The organism is Mongoliitalea lutea (assembly GCF_014652135.1).
In the GTDB taxonomy this organism is placed as follows: Bacteria; Bacteroidota; Bacteroidia; order Cytophagales; family Cyclobacteriaceae; genus Mongoliitalea; species Mongoliitalea lutea.
Map to the genome: position 1 here is coordinate 244194 of NZ_BMYF01000001.1, position 18147 is coordinate 262340.

Consider the following 18147-nt stretch of genomic DNA (forward strand, 5'->3'; position numbering starts at 1 on the left):
GCCAGAGGATTAGGTGATGTGAAATAAGGAATTTAGAATGGAATGGGTTCTTTGGAACTAGTCAGGTTTGTATTAAATGGTAATTATTAAGTGTTTAGTTTGGGATGTATCTGATGTTTTCTTATAAGCCTAAAAGGGTTAAACCTCTATTAACCCTGGGTAAAGTGTTACTGTAATTATTTTATGCAAATTGATTGTAACTACATAATTTTTAATTTAAATAAAGTGCCTATATTTAGTTTTATTTGAAAACCAAACTATGATTTCACAGTTGATACGACTATTGTTAGTTTCAATTCTATTGTTGGTCTCTATACTATCTTACGGACAAGAAGATTCAACTGGGAATACACCAAAGGAAAAATCCATATCTATCGTACCACTTCCCGCAATTTCAGCCAATCCAACTGCTGGATTGATTTTAGGAATGGCTCCCTCTTTCAACTGGGTGATGGGTAATTCCGAGACGACAAGCATGTCCACGGCAATTGGAATGGCCTTGGTAACTACCAAAAGACAATTATTTACCTCCCTCCGATCCAATGTTTTTCTTAAAGACGATAACTGGACATTACTTACCGACTTTCGCTTCAACATCAATAATCAACCATCCTATGGATTGGGCTCTCGTCTAAACTTCCTAAGGGATTTAACACCCCCTGACCTTTCGGTCGCTAATGAATTAGGAAAGGAAATGCTTTTTTTCAATCACTTCAGAGCTTACGGAACAGCCAAGAAACGCCTTGGATCAAGTCGTCTTTTTTATGGCTTGGGCTTCCATTACGATGCCATGTATGGAATTGAAGTGAAGGATCAGAACTTCGAGCAGCAAGTAGGTTTTTTTCAGGAGTATAATGAAAGCTTGGGCCTACCGACCGATTCTTTTAGACAGACAGGTTTATCCCTCAATGCCGTATACGATACCCGCGACAACATTGCCAATCCCTACAAAGGCAAGTACCTTTATGCTTCCTGGAGAGGGTTTTCAGAGGCTTTAGGCAGCACCTCCAACTCCGGTCAATTATGGGTGGAATACCGGGATTATCTGAGCTTGAACAAGGAAAGACCGAGAAACATCCTCGCGTTGTGGTCCTATGCATGGACGGTTACTGGAGGTGATGTACCCTACTTATTCCTGCCTGCCGTTGGTTGGGATATGTTCTCCCGTTCCGGGAGGGGATACACTCAAGGCAGATTTAGAGGTGAAGATCTCTTTTACACTGAACTTGAATGGAGATTCCCTTTGCAGCGGGTGAAAGATCGCTGGGGAGGTGCAATTTTTGCCAATACCACAAGTGCATCTGCCAGAGGAAGAGAACTTTCTCTTTTTGATACTTTTCAATTAGGTTATGGTCTAGGTGTCCGTTACATGGTGCTTCCAAAAAAACGTATCAACATCGCTCTTGATTACGGCTGGGGAGCTGCAGGAGCATCAGGAATATTCCTGAATGTAAATGAGATGTTCTGAGCTAAAATAATACTTTTAAAAGGCTCAAATTGAACTTTTTCTGCAAATGCCCGTAGATTAATAGGAAGCAGTTGGAAGTGAACAGTGTAGTGGATAAGTGATTAGTAATTGGTGATTAGTGATTAGTTAGTCTAAACTTTCGTCTGTAGGTTTTAACCTACGAATGAATTGAATGTTTCTACATGAAATTCAAGCAATTAAAAAATAACTCACCAATCAATTGCCGTGGCTTTTAAGCCACGGCATTGGTAGGGAAATGATCAGTGTAGTGATTAAGTGATTAGTGATTAGTTAGTCAAAACTTTCGCCTATAGGTTTTAACCTACGAATGAATTGAATGTTTCTACATGAAATTCAAGCAATTACAAAAGAGTTCACCAATCAATTGCCGTGGCTTTTAAGCCCCGGCATTGGTAGGCAAATGAGTAGTAGTGACAGACCTGGCAGGTTTCAAAAACCTGCCAGGTCTCAAACTCGCAAGCTATAAAGATAAACTAGCGAGAATTAGCACTAGAAAACTTTTCCAAAGTTTGAAACTTTAGAAAAGTTTCAAATTTTCTAACGATCTCGTATATCAATTCTTGGAACTTAATTGCTTCTTGACTCCTGCTTCTTGTTTCTTGACTATTGCTTCTTGATTCTTGCTTCTTGACTCTTGCTTCTAAACTCTCGCTTCTCGTCTCTCGCATCTCGCATCTCGCTTCTCCATTTTAATCTAAAAAAAACAACCTTATGAAAGCATCTGATCTTTTTGTACAATCCCTTGAAAACGAGGGTGTGGAATATATTTTTGCAGTTCCCGGGGAAGAAAACCTCGATCTGCTTCAATCAATCAAAGACTCATCCATCCAATTAATTTTATGTAGACATGAGCAAGGCGCTGGATTCATGGCAGCTACTTATGGAAGATTGAATGGTAATCCTGGGGTCTGCATGGCGACTTTAGGTCCTGGAGCAACCAATCTGGTCACACCCGCAGCCTATGCGCAACTAGGAGGCATGCCCCTGATGATGATTACGGGACAAAAACCCATCAAAAAAAGCAAACAGGCTCGTTTCCAAATCATCGATGTGGTGGACATGATGCGCCCTGTTACCAAATTCACTAAAAGCATTACCCATGCCAACAATATCCCCTCATTAATTAGGGAATCATTCCGGATAGCTACTGCTGAAAAACCTGGAGCTGTACATTTGGAATTGCCAGAAGATGTGGCTCGTGAAACTACCGATGAGGCACTTTTCCAGCCCGAAACAATTGATTATCCTATTGCATCCAAATCCTCCTTGGAAAAAGCAGTTAAGATGATTAGCGCTGCCAAAGCTCCCTTAGTTTTGATTGGTGCAGGTGCTAATCGTAAAAAGAACTGCGATGCCTTAACCCAATTTATCGACCAAACAGGCTTTTATTTCTTCACTACGCAAATGGGTAAAGGTGTTATTGATGAGCGTCATCCAAAATACATGGGAACTGCCGCACTTTCCAGCGATGATTTCCTACACCAAGGCATAGAAGAAGCAGACCTGATTATCAATATCGGTCATGATGTGATTGAAAAACCACCATTTTTCATGAAGCACGGAGGCAAACAGGTGATTCATATCAATTATCACCCATCTGAAATCGATGCAGTATATTTCCCACAACTGAATGTAGTAGGCGATATTTTCCAGTCTATCACACTTTTGGGCAGCATGTTGAATAAAGAATCTTTAGCAGATACTCCATTCTTTGCTGAGGTAAAAACAAAAGTCACTAAACATCTGAGCAAGTATTTTGAAGACACCCGCTTTCCTATGCTTCCTCAGCGGCTGGTCAATATCCTCCGGGAAAATCTAGGTGAAAAAGATGTGGTTTCTTTGGATAATGGGATTTATAAACTGTGGTTTGCGAGAAACTATCCTGCCTACAGCCACAACACCCTGCTTTTGGACAATGCACTGGCAACAATGGGTGCAGGTCTACCCTCAGCCATGGCCGTCAACCTCCTACATCCTGAAAAGAAATCAGTAGCTGTGGTTGGAGATGGAGGATTTATGATGAACAGTCAGGAACTGGAAACAGCCATGCGCCTAGGACTAAACCTAACCGTTATTATCCTCAATGATTCTGCGTATGGAATGATCAAATGGAAACAAGAAGATTTAGCTTTGGATGATTTTGGTTTGGATTATAAAAATCCCGATTTTGTGCAGTATGCGCAGAGTTATGGGGCCAACGGATACCGGGCTGAAAGTGATGCCCATTTCCAAGAAATCTTGAAAACCTGCCTACGTAAAGATGGGGTTCATCTGATCGATTTACCCGTCGATTACTCACTAAATCATGAAATTTTAAACGTATTATTGAAAAACAAGTAATTCAGGTATGAGCCAACTATTGAGTGTATATTCTCCTTTTTCGAACGAACTTCTTAAAGAAATCCCATATAACACTGATTCGGATTTGGAAAAAGCTTTGCAAACAGCTTATGGGCTTTTTCAAGACAGAAGTCAGTGGATGCCTGCCCATCAAAGAATCGAGTTGCTGGAGAAAGTGCAGGAACTGATGAAAGGACAAGTGGAAGAGCTGACAAAATTAGCGGCTTCCGAAGGGGGTAAACCATATCAGGATTCCAAAGTAGAAGTGCTGCGAGCGATCAACGGAGTAAAAATAGCAGCCGAGGAAATCGGCAGGCTTACCGGGACGCAAATCCCTATGGGTCTGACTGCTGCCTCAACGAATCGCTTAGCATGGACAATGCGCGAACCCATTGGTGTGGTTGCATCCATTTCAGCGTTTAACCATCCTTTAAACCTAATCGTGCATCAGACCATCACCGCTTTTGCGGCAGGCTGTCCCGTTATCGTCAAACCCGCCGGCACCACTCCCCTCTCCTGTATTCGGTTTTTGAAGATTTTGGAAGAAGCCGGTATTCCAGAAGGATGGGTACAAGGCTTAATTTTGGACAATGAATTGGCAGAAAAGCTCGCAACTGATCCTCGTGTAAATTACCTTTCCTTTATTGGTTCGGGTAAAGTGGGATGGTATTTGAAGTCAAAATTAGCTCCCGGAACCAGAATCGCCTTGGAACATGGAGGGACTGCGCCAGTGATTGTTGCAGAGGATTGTGATGTTTCGGAGCTCATTGGCCCATTGGCAAAAGGTGGTTTTTACCATGCAGGACAGGTATGCGTCTCTGTGCAAAAAGTATTTGCACATGAAAACATTGCACGTGAACTGGCCGAAGGTATTGCTCAAGCAGCTGAAAAACTGAAGGTAGGCGATCCGCTCTCCGAAGATACCGAAGTGGGGCCGTTGATTTTGCCTAAGGAAGTGGGTCGTATCGATGAATGGGTGCAGGAAGCTGTATCCGAAGGTGCTGAATTATTGACTGGAGGAAAAGTCTTAGCAAACAATTGCTATGCACCAACAGTCCTCTGGAATCCTTCTGTGGACTCGAAAGTCAGTCAGGAGGAAATTTTTGGTCCGGTGATTTGTATCTATCCTTACCAAGATCGAGCTCAAGCCATTCAGCAGGCAAATGCTGTTCCTTATCATTTTCAATCAGCAGTATTCACTCAAAACTTGGATATTGCTTTGGATACGATGCAAAAGCTCGATGCCAATGCTGTGATGGTCAATGACCATACCGCTTTTCGGGTGGATTGGATGCCATTTGGCGGAAGGGATCAATCCGGAGAAGGTATGGGAGGAATTCCTTACAGCATGCATGAGATGACCCGAACCAAACTTCTGGTCTTTAAAAGCAAGTATCTATAAATCTATATGAATAAAATCCTGAGTAAGATAGTGGTGGCGCAGTTTTTCGCCACTTCTTTATGGTTTGCCGGCAATGCTGTCGTGCAGGACCTCGCTCAGGAATATGGATTAGCAGACACCTATTTAGCCCATATCACTTCTTCCGTGCAGGTAGGATTCATTGTGGGGACATTATTCTTTGCCATTTTCACCATTGCAGATCGGTTTTCTCCTTCCAAGGTATTTTTTATCAGTGCGCTGATGGCAGCAAGTCTTAATCTATCGATTGTCTGGTTAGCTGCTACAGGCTGGGAAATCTTAGCGCTCAGATTTGGAACAGGTTTTTTTCTTGCGGGGATTTATCCCGTTGGGATGAAAATTGCGGCGGATTATTTTGATAAAGGTTTGGGGAAATCCTTAGGCTTATTGGTTGGGGCTTTGGTATTGGGAACCTCCTTTCCACACCTGATCAAAGCTTTTTCTGATGGTTTGCCCTGGGCTTGGGTATTGTACGGAACATCTGCCTTGGCCATGCTTGGAGGGATATTGATTTTGCTGGGTGTCCCGGATGGGCCTCATCGAAAAAAGAGTCAAGGAATTGATTTCAGAGCATTATCAAAGGTTTTTCAGGTACCAAAATTCCGGGCTGCTGCCTTTGGTTATTTTGGACACATGTGGGAGCTGTATACCTTTTGGGCTTTTGTGCCTGTTTTTTTAGCCGCTTATATGAAGGTTCATACGATCAGTCTTGACATTCCCTTCATTAGCTTCTGTGTGATCGGTATTGGGGGCCTTTCTTGCGCCTTGGGAGGTTTTTTATCGGAGAAACTTTCTCCTGCCTTTATAGCCGGAACTGCTTTGAAAATCTCGGGGATCTGCAGTGCCCTCTCTCCTTTGTTTTTTTTACAGCCATCAACTGCCATTTTACTGATTTTCCTAATGGTTTGGGGGATGGCAGTCACAGCAGATTCACCCATGTTTTCTACCTTGGTTGCTACCTATGCACCGATAAATTCCAGAGCAACCGCCCTGACCATTGTAAATAGTATTGGGTTTGCGTTAACCATTCCGAGTATCCAATTAGCACAATTTTTTTTCAATGCGATCCCGGCACACTTACTTTTATTCGCTCTTGGATTAGGCCCGTTACTTGGTTTATACTTTTTTAAAAAAAGTTTTTAACCTTCCTTTAAAGATCTATCTTATTAAGGCCTTTTGTAAAAGTAACTTTTCTCACAAAAAATGAACGCTAAAAGTCTGACTTTTGTCATGTTGTTGTTGAACAACAAAGAAAATAAATTGAAAACACTCTAAATATTTAACCTATGTTCTTCGAACTTGTTTATGATAAAAGTTTGGCTCAAGCCAGTTATGTTATTGGATGCCAAAAAGCTGGTATTGCCGCTGTTATCGATCCTAAAAGAGATGTAGATACATACCTACAAATTGCGCAGGCAAATAACCTTAAAATTACACACGTATTAGAAACTCATATCCATGCCGATTTTTTATCAGGATCACGGGAACTAGCTGCTTTGACAGGTGCTGATCTATACCTTTCTGACGAAGGTGATGAAAATTGGAAGTATGAATTTCCTCACAATAAAATTAAAGGAGGAGATGTAGTTAAAATGGGGAATTTGACTTTTGAAGTCATTCATACTCCTGGACATACTCCAGAATCTGTGAGTTTTCTACTAACCGATAAACCAGCCTCATCTGAACCTGTTATGTTGTTCACTGGTGATTTCGTCTTTGTAGGTGATGTTGGGAGACCGGATTTATTAGAACAAGCGGCTGGAATTAAAGGAACTCAAGATATCGGAGCTGCTCAAATGTATGATTCCTTACATGAGTTTGCAAAACTAGGTGATTATATCCAAGTCTGGCCAGGTCACGGGGCAGGATCTGCTTGTGGAAAAGCTTTAGGAGCAGTTCCAATGACCACAGTAGGATATGAAAAAATTAGAAACTGGGCACTCCAACTTCTAAATGATAAACAAGCATTTACACAGGAACTACTTGCTGATCAGCCTGAGCCTCCTAAGTATTTTGCGATGATGAAAAAGCTAAATAAAGTTGATAGAAAGCTTTTGACAGAAGTACCAAAAATAAAGAATTTCTCTAGGGAAGAATTCTCAGATGCAAAATCTGCTGGTTTGAAAATAATTGACACCAGACCTTGGACTGCATACGCTGAGGCAAATTTGAAAGGAACTTTAAGTATTACAAATAATAATTCATTCTCCACTTACATGGGTTGGTACATGAATTACGATGAGAAGTTCATAGTAATTGCCGAAGAAAATCAAGTAGATGATATTATGCGAAAATTGATGCGCATTGGATTGGATAATTTGTCTGGGTTTATCACTCCATCTCAATTAATGGAATTTGAAAAAGGTAATCTAAGTTCTTACACTCCAATATCAAAAGATTCAGTCAAAGAAAAAATCTCAACAAGTGATGTGCAAATTGTTGATGTGAGAGGTGCTGCTGAGTTTAAAAAAGGACATATTGAAGGAGCGGACAACCTAGTACTTGGCAAGTTATATGACAATCTTGACAAAATATCAAAAGATAAACCTGTAATTATCCACTGTCAAGCAGGAGGACGGGCAGCTATTGCTTACTCTATTTTACAGGCAGAAGGTTTTGAAAATATCTTAAATTATGCGGGTGGTATGAATGATTGGGCTGATGAAGAAAAAACTGTAGCAGTAACGGCATAAATTTGTATCTATTTCAGTTAATTGGCTGTTCCACAAAATGGAACAGCTTTTTTTATTTAACAGAAATACGAATCAAATTCTTTCATTCAGCCAATCAACTATATCCTGTATTACGCTTTCCTTTTCAAGCTCATTAATGAGTTCGTGGTATAAACCTTCGTATCTATGAAAGGTCTTATCTTTAGACTGGATTGACCTAAAAAACTCCTCTGTTCCGAGAGGGTTAGTCATCTGATCATTTGTGCCGTGCATTAATAATATGGGATATTTAAAATTTGTCGATTTTTCCCTAATCGATTGCATCATTTTTAGAAGCTCCGAACCTGTTCTAGCAGGAATAGCTCCTTGATACACTAAAGGATCCATTTTGTATTTTTGCACCTCCCGTTCATCTCTTGAAATCTTTGTTGCATCTAATTTAAGTACCTTTAATTTTGGAGCAACCATGCTAACAATACTCGAGATTCCAATTAACAAAGGTGATACCTTTGGATCGGGCTTTAATGCTGGGGCGCTTAATAGGACACCATCAGTATTTGGAGAAAAACTCAAGGCATATGCGGCAACTAAACCACCTCCCATACTATGCCCAAAAATAAAGGAGGGCTTTTGCGGTACATAATTTTTTATTTTTTCATAAAGAGCATCAATGTCTTTCAAATAGTCTTCATAACGCTCAAAAAAAGCTGTTGGCTTTGATACAGACTTTCCATGCCCCCTTCCATCAAAAGTAAATACAGAAACACCCTCATTAACTAATTTTTCTGCTAGATGGGAATATCTACTACTATGTTCACCTAACCCATGCACAAGTAAGATAGATGCCCTGGCCTCCTCATCAGGTATCCAAGCTTGTAGGGATAAAGTTAAGCCATCATGGGTTTGATAAGAAGTTTCTAAATGTTTCATAGCTATTGAAATTAATTCAATTTTCCGAATAAATAAAAATAAATTGATTTTGTCTTTGAACAAGTATTCTCAAAATGGGTCATAACTACGGTAAACCTAAATTAGACAAACATTTCAAAGGTTATCACGATTTACCAAAGAACATGAATCTTTTCAACGGCTATTTTTGCAAAAAAAGCTTTCAACAAATATTGAGTATCTCGTTCTGGCTGAACTCGGATGAGTTTATCAACTATTGCAGCATTATATTCCAACTTTTCCTCCAAAAAAGCATAGCCATGAAAAATCCCATCTTCAAAATATAAAACACATTGTTCTTCAACTGTTCTCCCTGAATCCTGAATTAATAAGCGCCCTCGTTCTTTGGCAAAGGATTGTATAAATTGTTTGACTTTTGGGTTGTATTCATCGGGACCTTCAACTCCCCCACACGCGCCGTTGCACTCATTTTTTTCATAGTCAAAGCAAAATTGCGAGGACTTCTGAATTCCCGCTAATTTGGGACACAGTTCGTATTCAAGAACCTTATGCTTCAACAAATGAAATGCCTCTGCATGAGTGTTAAACTGAGCAAAGCTTTGGGTTCCTTTACTGATTTTGGCAACCTGTAAACGTAGATAACCATTGCCGTCCTCGTAACTGACAATTCCCCAGCTAAAGGTCTTGAATTTGGCAGCTTTATTGAATTTGGGCCATTTTTGTTTGATTTCCTGAAGTTCTAATAAGTAAGCAAGAAATTCACTTCCAGTAATTTTCCATTGCACATCGTGAATCAATGATTTTAATTGGAATTTCTCCTCTTCTTCGGATTTACCTGAGAAATGTTGTTTAAATCGGCTACGGATGTTAAGTGCTTTTCCAATGTAGATAGGAACTCCCTTTTCATCTAAAAAATAATAAATACCTGTCTCTTCGGGTAAACTCAAAAACTTTTCTTCCGAAATTTGAGGAGGTAGAAAGTGAAAAGTTTGGCGTTTTCGAAGGCTTCCAAGAACAATATCTTCATTTTTTTCGAATATCACCCCGAAGAGTTGGGCGGTGGCTTCAGCATCTCCAAAGGCACGGTGCCTATCCTGAATATGAATTCGAAGATGTTCGCAAATACGTCCTAAACTATACGATGGAAAGCCGGGGAAAGCCTTTCTGCTTAACTGAACCGTACAAATCTTTGGGGATTCGTAAGAAATACCGATGGAAGAAAAAGCTTCTCGGATAAACCCGTAGTCAAAATTTACATTATGGGCTACAAACACCTTGTCTTCCAATAAGGCAAGAAGTTCTTGTGCTATTTCCTCGAATGTAGGGGCATCAGCTACCATTGCTTCATCAATGCCTGTCAAACCTGTGATATATGCAGGAATATATTGCTGAGGATTGAGTAAGGTATGAAAGGTGTCTACTACCTGATATCCATCATGAACCAATACCGCTATTTCCGTAATGCCGGCATTTCGTGCACTTCCTCCCGTCGTTTCTATATCTACAATTGCAAATAGCATGGGCGAATGTATAAAAGATTGAGGAAGGAATAAAGTATGTGACGGTGGTTGTCAGAATTTCTCGCAAAGGGGCAAAGCCGCAATAGATCTGCTATTTAGGCAAGTTCGAATTTATATCTTTTCAATAAGCTAATAAATTGAATTTTACAACTAGCTGCTAATTTTAGGGCTCTACTAGAACCAATACTAACTAGCAATTATGTCCCTCTACATCACAGGCTTGTCCATCTGAATCCAAGAAACTTATCCCCATAGATGCCTGATAACCAGCAAAAGCTTTGGCGATGGTCTGCTGAAATACCTCATCCTGTTGCGCTCCTGAAATACCATATTTTCTATCCAACACAAAAAAAGGAACACCTCTTACACCCAGTTGTTGAGCTTCCTGAACGTCTTCATTGACCTCTTTCAGGAACGCATCTGAGTCTAAACAAGCTTTCACTTCTACTTTCTCCAAACCAACTTCACTCGCTAAGTTTATGAGCGTTTCTGTATCATCAATGTTCAATCCTTCAGTAAAATACGCTCTCAACAATCGCTCTTTCATAGGCGATCCAAAACCATGTGATTTTGCAAAATGCAATAATCGATGTGCTTGATATGCATTAGCAACTACAGTGTTTTCCATATCGTAATCCAAACCTTCGGCAGCTGCCATGGCTACCACTTGTTCGGTAATTTGCTTTGTTTGCTCCATGGACCAACCCTTCACCTCAGAGAGGTAGGCCAATGAGTTTTTGGATGGATCAGTTTTCATACCAGGATTAAGCAAAAAACTCTTCCATTCGATGACAATCTGATCTCGGTATTCAAAGGATTCTAAGGCTTTTTCTAAACGTCTTTTACCAATGTAGCAAAAAGGACACATGATATCCGACCAAATTTCTATCTTCATGACTCCAATTAATTTTAAATTCGTATACATAAAACGAAAAATCTCTGTAAGGTTCCCATGAAAACAAAAGAATGTCCCTCATGTGCAATGGATATAGATAAAAATGTAGATTTCTGCCCCATCTGCCAATTCGAATTTCCTAAAAGAAATCCCATTTATCAGTGGATAGCCATCATTTTAGCGCTCTTTTTTCTGGCATTGATAATCTTATAATTTTACTCGATAATAAATGGCTGTGGAGTAAAGCACATAACAAAAATTACTATTGCAATCCAACCAATGAGTTGGCGTCTTCGGTCTAACGGTTTAAATCCGTTCACTTCGGGGTGGTTAAGTCCCATGACTCTCCCTAACAAAAATGCAAAGAATAACCATCCCATGTAACCTTCGATGGATGGGAAAATGTTAACCAGCAAATACTGAACTGCAACAATCCCTAGAACTATGGTCCAGATAGTTTGATTTTCTAATCCCGACTTACGATAGCATATATACAGAAAACCAATGTACAATGGAATTGCAATCAATAGATGACTGAGATCATCATAGGGGTTAACTACTCCTAAGCCTGCATAGAAAATAAAAGCACTGTAAAAGAAGAGGGAGATTTGTTTGTGATGCTTAGGAAACAGACCAAAAACCACATGACCTCCGTCCAATTGACCAATGGGCAGTAAATTTAAAGCCGTAAAAAACAAAGCCAAGTAGCCCGCAAACAGGTATGGAAAATGAATGATTTCAGATACATCAGGCATTCTTTCAGGATCTGCCAAGCCCTTTTCCATCATCCAAAACAAAAGATTATATCCAATTTTGATGGTGATATACCCTTCTTCAGCTGAATGTCCCTGAAAGTTTTCATCCAAATATTCGGGATGAATCTGATAAATATAATCCGCATCTGGCAGGTTAGTAAACCCATAGTACAAGACCCCCACAGCCACTACAAACCCTGCCAAAGGTCCTGCTACCCCAATATCAAAATACTTTTTTCTGCTATTAATGAAACTTTTGATTCGAATGACTGCTCCAAAAGTACCTATGGAAAGTGCTCCAAGAAACCCTAACCAACCAGGAATAAAGTAAGGAAGTGAGGATTTCACCCGATGATGAATGGACGTAAATAAATGTCCCAACTCATGGATTAAAAGAATGCCAATAAAGGGAACAGAAAAATGAAGGGATTTTAAAAAATATTCCCAAGTAAGGGCATGCTCCCCTCCCACCATGATTGATTTTCCATACAACCACTCTGCCCCGGCTAAGGTAGTAGCTGCTAAAGTTAAGATGAAGAGTATAAAATGGCGTAGATATTCTTTGGGTTGATACATTCCTAAATTAATCGATTAATTCTAGATAAAGAGTTGATTGTGTGTCAATCATGTAGTTGATTTTACAGTCTCTCAATACAAAGAAAAAGTATGAAGTCAATAAAACTCTTTTTTTGTGATAACTATTCAAATATAGGGTATAAAACACTGTAGACCGCATTTGGTTCATGGAATAAATTTACTTGGATTCGATCATAGCTTTTTTACAATTTAGACTTTAAATTGCCGTATAATTAAACCATCCTATGAAGAATTTATTGTTAAAAACTACCAGTATTTTGCTAATTGCTGTACTGCTGTTCAGTTCTTGTGCAAGTACTACCGTTATCCAAAGTTACCCATCTGACGCCAAGCTTTACATCAATGGAGAATATATGGGAAACACCCCTGTAACCTACACAGATAAGAAAATTGTCGCATCTACCAATTTGGTGACTTTAGAAAAAGAAGGTTATTATCCGCTTTATACTGCCTTTTCTAGAGATGAGGAGCTAGATGTAGGTGCCTTGATTGGTGGTCTATTTGTATTAGTACCTTTCTTGTGGATTATGAAATACAAGCCAAACCGTACATTCGAACTGAAACCTACCGACTATTAAAATTTTAAGCTATCTCAAGGTTGAAACCCTCGGCTAGTATGTCTGTCATGCCTACGGCATTTTCTCTCTGAAAAACATGCGATAATCCAAGTATAAGCTCCATCGGAGCGGCGTGCATGCTAGCAACGGGTTTCAACCTGTTGATAAAATAACAACCACGAATAGGCCAAGTGTCGTAGACACGATCAACATTAGCTAAAAGCGATATGTCGTCTCTCCCGTTAGGGATTTGGTAGAGGATGGAATTTCAAAATTAATTTTTCAGCGTTTTCAGCGACTTCTGCGAGAGAACATACCCCATGAAAACCGAACGAAAAAAGCCCATCATAAGTGACGGGCTTTTTATATGGAACTTATTAGGTTCCTATGTTAAACAAGATGTGCGGTCTTATTTAACCTTTTCAACTACAGCTTTGAATGCCTCTGGGTGGTTCATCGCTAAATCTGCAAGAACTTTTCTGTTCAATTCGATGTCAGCTTTTTTCAACATACCCATAAATTGTGAATAGGAGATGCCAAATTGTCTGGCACCTGCATTGATACGCTGGATCCATAGAGCTCTGAATTCTCTCTTCTTAGCTTTTCTGTCTCTGTAAGCGTACTGTAAACCTTTTTCGTACTTGTTTTTGGCTACCGTCCAAACGTTTTTACCACGTCCGAAATAACCTTTTGTTGCTTTTAAAACCTTTTTTCTACGTGCTCTTGAAGCAACCGCGTTGACCGATCTTGGCATAGTTTTGTAATTTTTTGACCCTAGGTGCCTGTTGGACTTAAAACCTCAGCGTCTGGTGAATAAATAAACCTGTTAATTTTTGATTGAAGTGTCGGATTATCCGATTCTTAGCATTGCTTTTACTCTGCCCTCATCTGTTACATCGACCATACCCATCTGAGTAAGATTTCTCTTTCTCTTCGTAGCTTTCTTGGTCAAGATGTGGCTCTTGTACGCGTGCTTTCTTCTAATCTTTCCGGTTCCAGTTAACTTGAACCTCTTTTTTGCACCTGATTTTGTTTTTACTTTAGGCATAACTGTATTTGTTAGTTGAAATTATTTCTTAGCCTTGGGAGCAAGGAATAAAAACATTCGCTTACCCTCCATCTTAGGAAGTTGTTCCACTATACCATACTCCTCCAATTCTTGGGCAAACTTCAAGAGAAGCATTTCACCCCTCTCCTTAAAGACAATACTTCTACCAACGAAATGAACATAAGCTTTCACTTTTGCACCTTCTTTCAAGAAACCAATGGCATGCTTCAATTTGAAATTGAAATCATGATCGTCTGTATTAGGACCGAAACGGATTTCTTTCAAAACTGTCTTTGCAGCATTCGCTTTGATTTCCTTCTGCTTTTTCTTCTGCTCGTATTTAAACTTTGCATAATCAATGATTTTGCACACAGGAGGATCAGCATTCGGAGAAATCTCAACCAAGTCAAGGTCGTTTTCCTGAGCCAGTTTAATTGCCTGAGGGACAGTCATAACAGCATTTCCGCCTTCTATGAAGTCTCCTACCAAGCGTATTTCACGAGCCCTAATCTTCTCATTTACGCGATATGGCTCTTCTTGTCTTTGTCTATTGTAAGGTGGTCTTCCTCTCAAATTAGTATGGTATTTAATGAAATCGACTGCAAATATCGGAATAATTTCGAGATTAAAAAAAATCCCAACTATTTTACCGTTTTATTTAATTATTTAATGATTCAGCTATAATCCCTTTAAAATGGGCTATAAACTCATCCAAGCTCAAACTTCCAAGATCACCTTCTCCATGCTTACGTACAGAGATTTTGGATTCTTCCTGTTCTTTCTCCCCTACGATCAGCATAAAAGGAATCTTTTTCACTTCTGCATCGCGGATTTTTCTACCGATTTTCTCATCGCGGTTGTCAATCTGCCCTACAATATCCTGCTCTTCCAAAGCTGCTTTGATCTCTTCCGCATACTCCTTGTATTTTTCAGAAATTGGTAGAATAGTGATTTGCTCGGGAGATAGCCACAATGGGAATTTTCCAGCGCAATGTTCGATCAGCACGGCAACGAAACGCTCCAATGAACCAAATGGCGCTCTATGAATCATCACTGGTCTGTGCTTCTGATTATCAGAACCGATATATTCTAACTGAAATCTCTCCGGAAGGTTGTAATCCACCTGTATGGTACCTAGCTGCCACTTTCTACCCAAAGCATCCTTCACCATGAAGTCTAGCTTAGGGCCATAAAACGCAGCTTCACCCAATTCAGTAACTGTAGAAAGCCCTCTTTCCTCAGCAGCTTCGATAATGGAAAGCTCTGCTTTTTCCCAAGCTTCATCCGAACCGATATATTTTTCTTTGTTGTTTGGATCACGTAAGGATATTTGCGCAGTAAAGTTTTCAAAACCTAAAGCTTTAAATACATAAAGAACTAAATCAATAACCTTTACAAATTCTTCTTTCACCTGATCAGGGCGACAGAAAATATGCGCATCATCTTGCGTAAAGCCTCTCACACGGGTCAATCCATGCAATTCACCACTTTGCTCGTATCGATAAACTGTACCAAATTCCGCATAACGAATAGGAAGATCCTTATACGAACGTGGCTTATGCTTGTAAATCTCGCAGTGGTGAGGGCAATTCATGGGTTTCAACAAAAACTCTTCTCCTTCATTTGGAGTGGCTATCGGCTGAAATGAATCTTTCCCGTATTTTTCATAGTGTCCAGAAGTTTCATATAAGACTTTGTGTCCGATATGCGGTGTAACAACCTGCTGATAACCCGATTTATCTTGGGCACGCTTCATAAAATTGACTAAGCGCTCTCTCAAAAGTGTACCTTTGGGCAGCCACAAAGGTAAACCCATACCCACTTTTTCGGAGAAAGTAAACAATTCAAGTTCCCTACCCAGCTTTCGGTGATCGCGTTTCTTTGCTTCTTCCAACATATGCAAGTATTCCTGCAATTCCTTGGCTTTCGGAAAGGTGATACCATAAATTCGGGTCAACATTTTGTTCTTCTCGTCTCCTCTCCAATAGGCACCCGCAATATTCAACAACTTAGCAGCTTTGATAAATCCTGTATTCGGAATATGAGGGCCACGGCATAGATCTACAAAATTTCCTTGCTCATAGAAGGTGATACTACCATCTTCCAAGCCTTCTAATAAGTCAAGCTTATACTCATCACCTTTTTCTTGGAAATACGCAATAGCATCTGCTTTGCCTACCTCCTTTCGAATGTAGTCATTCTTTTGACGTGCAAGCTCCAACATTTTGGCCTCAATTTTTTCGAGTTCAGCACCATCCAAGGGTTTATCTCCAAAATCTACGTCATAGTAAAAACCGTTTTCCAAAGCTGGTCCGATACCGAACTTAACGCCTGGATAGAGAGCTTCCAAAGCTTCAGCCATCAAGTGGGCAGAAGAGTGCCAGAAGGTATTTTTTCCTTCCGCATCATTCCAAGTTAATAACTGGACAGAAGCATCTGTTTGGATAGGTCTATTGGCATCCCAAGTTTCCCCATTTATTTTGGCGGCAAGAACATTTCTGGCTAAACCCTCGCTGATACTACTGGCAATCTGTAGCCCTGAAACTCCTTTTTCGTACTCCCGGACAGAACCGTCGGGAAGTGTAATCTTAATTTGTTGATTAGACATTAAAATTGATGTAAAACATGAAACATGGCATCTTTACAAACAGATGCTTTTTATTTGCCTGCAAATATGCAAATTCATTATGGCTTTATAAAAAGATACTACGGATTGGTTGAGTTTATTTTTTTGTCTTTAGAATCATCAAAACATAATTTTCTGTTTCTTTCCCATAAAATGCGGCCTCTATAAAATCCTTACCTTTTCCTTGTTGGTACTCTTGCCATTCCTGTTCTGACATGGTTTGTTTCTTTTCTACAGCCTTATTATACAAGCTTGGGCCTCTGTAAGCTACAGCAACTCTATTTTCTTGCAGTTGATATACTGGTGGATAAAAGTTAAAAGATTCATCAATATCATTTATCAAATCGAATTTTACCAAATGATGCTTTTTATTGATTTTATCAAAAATTGAAACTGCACCAAAGCCTGGCATCATTAGTCTGCTCAGGATATAGTTGGAATTCGAAAAACCATAGGGAGCGTAAGATGATCCAGAGTTTTCTTTAAAATAGTCAGAAAATGCACGATTATCCAATTCCAATTTTTTCTCTATCATCCGAGTATGATCCATGGCCAACTTACCGAAATCAAAAACCATCAAAGGCTCAAATGAATTTTGATTGAATGTGTACAAAGTATCGGTATAGGTTCTTGTAAAATAAAAGCCATTTTCGTAGGCATAAAAATTAACAGGATCACCCATAATTCCATAAAATATGGATGGATTCCTCGGGAAAAAACTTCCAAGAACCTTTCCAGCATGATTTATCTCTGAAACTAAATTTTCCGCATCCGAACCATGGTATACAAAGAAACTCTTTCGATCGGTATCATAGTGAAATGTCCTGCCCGTTACTGGAATCTTAAACTCATCGAGAAAATTACCTTCCAAATCAAACTTGATGATTTTTAATGGATGTGCAAGTAGGTAGACTGTATCTTGGACAACTTGAAGATCTGCCAATTCAATGTACTTCCCCAATCCATCTCCAAGATTTCTTATCCTATGAATAAAATTTCCTTGCCTATCAAACATCTGAACACTTTTTCCTATCCACCAATCAAACACAAAGATCATGTCTTTGTATTCAATTAGTTTGGCAATTTCACCAATTTGAGAACCGGGATCTTCTGATTCCTTCAGCAATAAATAGTCAATCTCTGGCTCAAAAAACTCCGAAAGGCTTGCTTCTCTTAAGTTGTCGACATCAATTTTAATGGTGATAACGCCATCCTTTTCAGTTACTTCTTCAGAGTTAGCTATAGGTCCACAAGCACTCAAAAAAAAGAATAGACCTCCCAAAATCAACCTGAAATTTAAGTTTGTATTTTTTATCATT

At 39.6% G+C, this 18147-nt stretch carries 15 protein-coding genes; 6 read left to right on the forward strand and 9 right to left on the reverse strand.

Translation table 11 applies throughout. From position 1 onward, the window contains the following. Positions 1 to 259 precede the first annotated feature (259 nt). The 5 genes from IE080_RS01015 (at position 260) to IE080_RS01035 (ending at position 7942) form a co-directional block, all read left to right on the forward strand. On the forward strand, positions 260 to 1468 hold the full coding sequence (locus tag IE080_RS01015; RefSeq protein ID WP_189578518.1) for a BamA/TamA family outer membrane protein: 1209 nt from the start codon (positions 260 to 262) through the stop codon (positions 1466 to 1468). A 732-nt stretch (positions 1469 to 2200) separates the two neighbouring features. After that, on the forward strand, positions 2201 to 3829 hold the full coding sequence (locus tag IE080_RS01020) for an acetolactate synthase large subunit (RefSeq protein ID WP_189578520.1): 1629 nt from the start codon (positions 2201 to 2203) through the stop codon (positions 3827 to 3829). A gap of 7 nt (positions 3830 to 3836) precedes the next feature. After that, positions 3837 to 5231 carry an aldehyde dehydrogenase family protein gene (locus IE080_RS01025; RefSeq protein WP_189578522.1) on the forward strand — a complete coding sequence of 465 codons (1395 nt, stop codon included), beginning with the start codon at positions 3837 to 3839 and terminating at the stop codon, positions 5229 to 5231. A gap of 6 nt (positions 5232 to 5237) precedes the next feature. Then, positions 5238 to 6392, forward strand: coding sequence for an MFS transporter (locus IE080_RS01030; protein WP_189578524.1), 1155 nt, complete (start codon positions 5238 to 5240; stop codon positions 6390 to 6392). A gap of 143 nt (positions 6393 to 6535) precedes the next feature. After that, positions 6536 to 7942, forward strand: a complete 1407-nt coding sequence (locus IE080_RS01035) for an MBL fold metallo-hydrolase (RefSeq protein ID WP_189578525.1) — start codon at positions 6536 to 6538, stop codon at positions 7940 to 7942. Positions 7943 to 8014: 72 nt separating this feature from the next. On the opposite strand, the gene IE080_RS01040 is transcribed toward IE080_RS01035, so the two are convergent. The 4 genes from IE080_RS01040 to IE080_RS01055 form a co-directional block, all read right to left on the reverse strand. Then, positions 8015 to 8851: an alpha/beta hydrolase gene (locus IE080_RS01040; protein WP_189578526.1), complete on the reverse strand. Its 837-nt coding sequence runs from the start codon at positions 8849 to 8851 to the stop codon at positions 8015 to 8017. Between the two features lie 131 nt (positions 8852 to 8982). After that, complete coding sequence (locus IE080_RS01045) at positions 8983 to 10350, reverse strand: exonuclease domain-containing protein (protein WP_189578527.1); 1368 nt, start codon at positions 10348 to 10350, stop codon at positions 8983 to 8985. Between the two features lie 190 nt (positions 10351 to 10540). Then, complete coding sequence (locus tag IE080_RS01050) at positions 10541 to 11245, reverse strand: DsbA family oxidoreductase (protein WP_189578528.1); 705 nt, start codon at positions 11243 to 11245, stop codon at positions 10541 to 10543. A 215-nt stretch (positions 11246 to 11460) separates the two neighbouring features. Next, positions 11461 to 12576 (reverse strand): site-2 protease family protein, encoded by a 1116-nt coding sequence (locus IE080_RS01055; protein ID WP_189578529.1) that lies wholly within the window; start codon positions 12574 to 12576, stop codon positions 11461 to 11463. A gap of 245 nt (positions 12577 to 12821) precedes the next feature. Here IE080_RS01055 and IE080_RS01060 point away from each other — a divergent pair, with 245 nt between their 5' ends. After that, positions 12822 to 13175 carry a PEGA domain-containing protein gene (locus IE080_RS01060; RefSeq protein WP_189578530.1) on the forward strand — a complete coding sequence of 118 codons (354 nt, stop codon included), beginning with the start codon at positions 12822 to 12824 and terminating at the stop codon, positions 13173 to 13175. A 388-nt stretch (positions 13176 to 13563) separates the two neighbouring features. Here IE080_RS01060 and rplT read toward each other — a convergent pair whose 3' ends face one another. From rplT to IE080_RS01085, 5 genes are all read right to left on the reverse strand, one after another. After that, positions 13564 to 13908, reverse strand: a complete 345-nt coding sequence (rplT, locus tag IE080_RS01065) for a 50S ribosomal protein L20 (RefSeq protein ID WP_189578531.1) — start codon at positions 13906 to 13908, stop codon at positions 13564 to 13566. 96 nt (positions 13909 to 14004) lie between these two features. After that, a complete protein-coding gene (gene rpmI, locus IE080_RS01070; protein WP_189578532.1) occupies positions 14005 to 14202 on the reverse strand; it encodes a 50S ribosomal protein L35 in 198 nt (65 codons plus the stop codon). A gap of 21 nt (positions 14203 to 14223) precedes the next feature. Next, complete coding sequence (gene infC, locus IE080_RS01075) at positions 14224 to 14775, reverse strand: translation initiation factor IF-3 (RefSeq protein ID WP_189578533.1); 552 nt, start codon at positions 14773 to 14775, stop codon at positions 14224 to 14226. Between the two features lie 85 nt (positions 14776 to 14860). Next, positions 14861 to 16810 (reverse strand): threonine--tRNA ligase, encoded by a 1950-nt coding sequence (gene thrS, locus IE080_RS01080; protein ID WP_189578534.1) that lies wholly within the window; start codon positions 16808 to 16810, stop codon positions 14861 to 14863. Between the two features lie 115 nt (positions 16811 to 16925). Further along, entirely contained in the window at positions 16926 to 18146 is a 1221-nt protein-coding gene (locus IE080_RS01085) for a DUF4934 domain-containing protein (protein WP_189578535.1), read from the reverse strand. Position 18147 lies beyond the last annotated feature (1 nt).

Bases quoted from the DNA above. Each gene is read 5' to 3' on its own strand.
- IE080_RS01045 (WP_189578527.1), bottom strand. From the start codon at position 10,350: ATGCTATTTGCAATTGTAGATATAGAAACGACGGGAGGAAGTGCACGA.
- IE080_RS01060 (WP_189578530.1), top strand. From the start codon at position 12,822: ATGAAGAATTTATTGTTAAAAACTACCAGTATTTTGCTAATTGCTGTA.
- IE080_RS01025 (WP_189578522.1), top strand. From the start codon at position 3,837: ATGAGCCAACTATTGAGTGTATATTCTCCTTTTTCGAACGAACTTCTT.
- IE080_RS01040 (WP_189578526.1), bottom strand. From the start codon at position 8,851: ATGAAACATTTAGAAACTTCTTATCAAACCCATGATGGCTTAACTTTA.
- IE080_RS01055 (WP_189578529.1), bottom strand. From the start codon at position 12,576: ATGTATCAACCCAAAGAATATCTACGCCATTTTATACTCTTCATCTTA.
- IE080_RS01035 (WP_189578525.1), top strand. From the start codon at position 6,536: ATGTTCTTCGAACTTGTTTATGATAAAAGTTTGGCTCAAGCCAGTTAT.
- IE080_RS01030 (WP_189578524.1), top strand. From the start codon at position 5,238: ATGAATAAAATCCTGAGTAAGATAGTGGTGGCGCAGTTTTTCGCCACT.
- rpmI (WP_189578532.1), bottom strand. From the start codon at position 14,202: ATGCCTAAAGTAAAAACAAAATCAGGTGCAAAAAAGAGGTTCAAGTTA.
- thrS (WP_189578534.1), bottom strand. From the start codon at position 16,810: ATGTCTAATCAACAAATTAAGATTACACTTCCCGACGGTTCTGTCCGG.
- IE080_RS01085 (WP_189578535.1), bottom strand. From the start codon at position 18,146: ATGATAAAAAATACAAACTTAAATTTCAGGTTGATTTTGGGAGGTCTA.
- IE080_RS01050 (WP_189578528.1), bottom strand. From the start codon at position 11,245: ATGAAGATAGAAATTTGGTCGGATATCATGTGTCCTTTTTGCTACATT.
- IE080_RS01015 (WP_189578518.1), top strand. From the start codon at position 260: ATGATTTCACAGTTGATACGACTATTGTTAGTTTCAATTCTATTGTTG.
- rplT (WP_189578531.1), bottom strand. From the start codon at position 13,908: ATGCCAAGATCGGTCAACGCGGTTGCTTCAAGAGCACGTAGAAAAAAG.
- IE080_RS01020 (WP_189578520.1), top strand. From the start codon at position 2,201: ATGAAAGCATCTGATCTTTTTGTACAATCCCTTGAAAACGAGGGTGTG.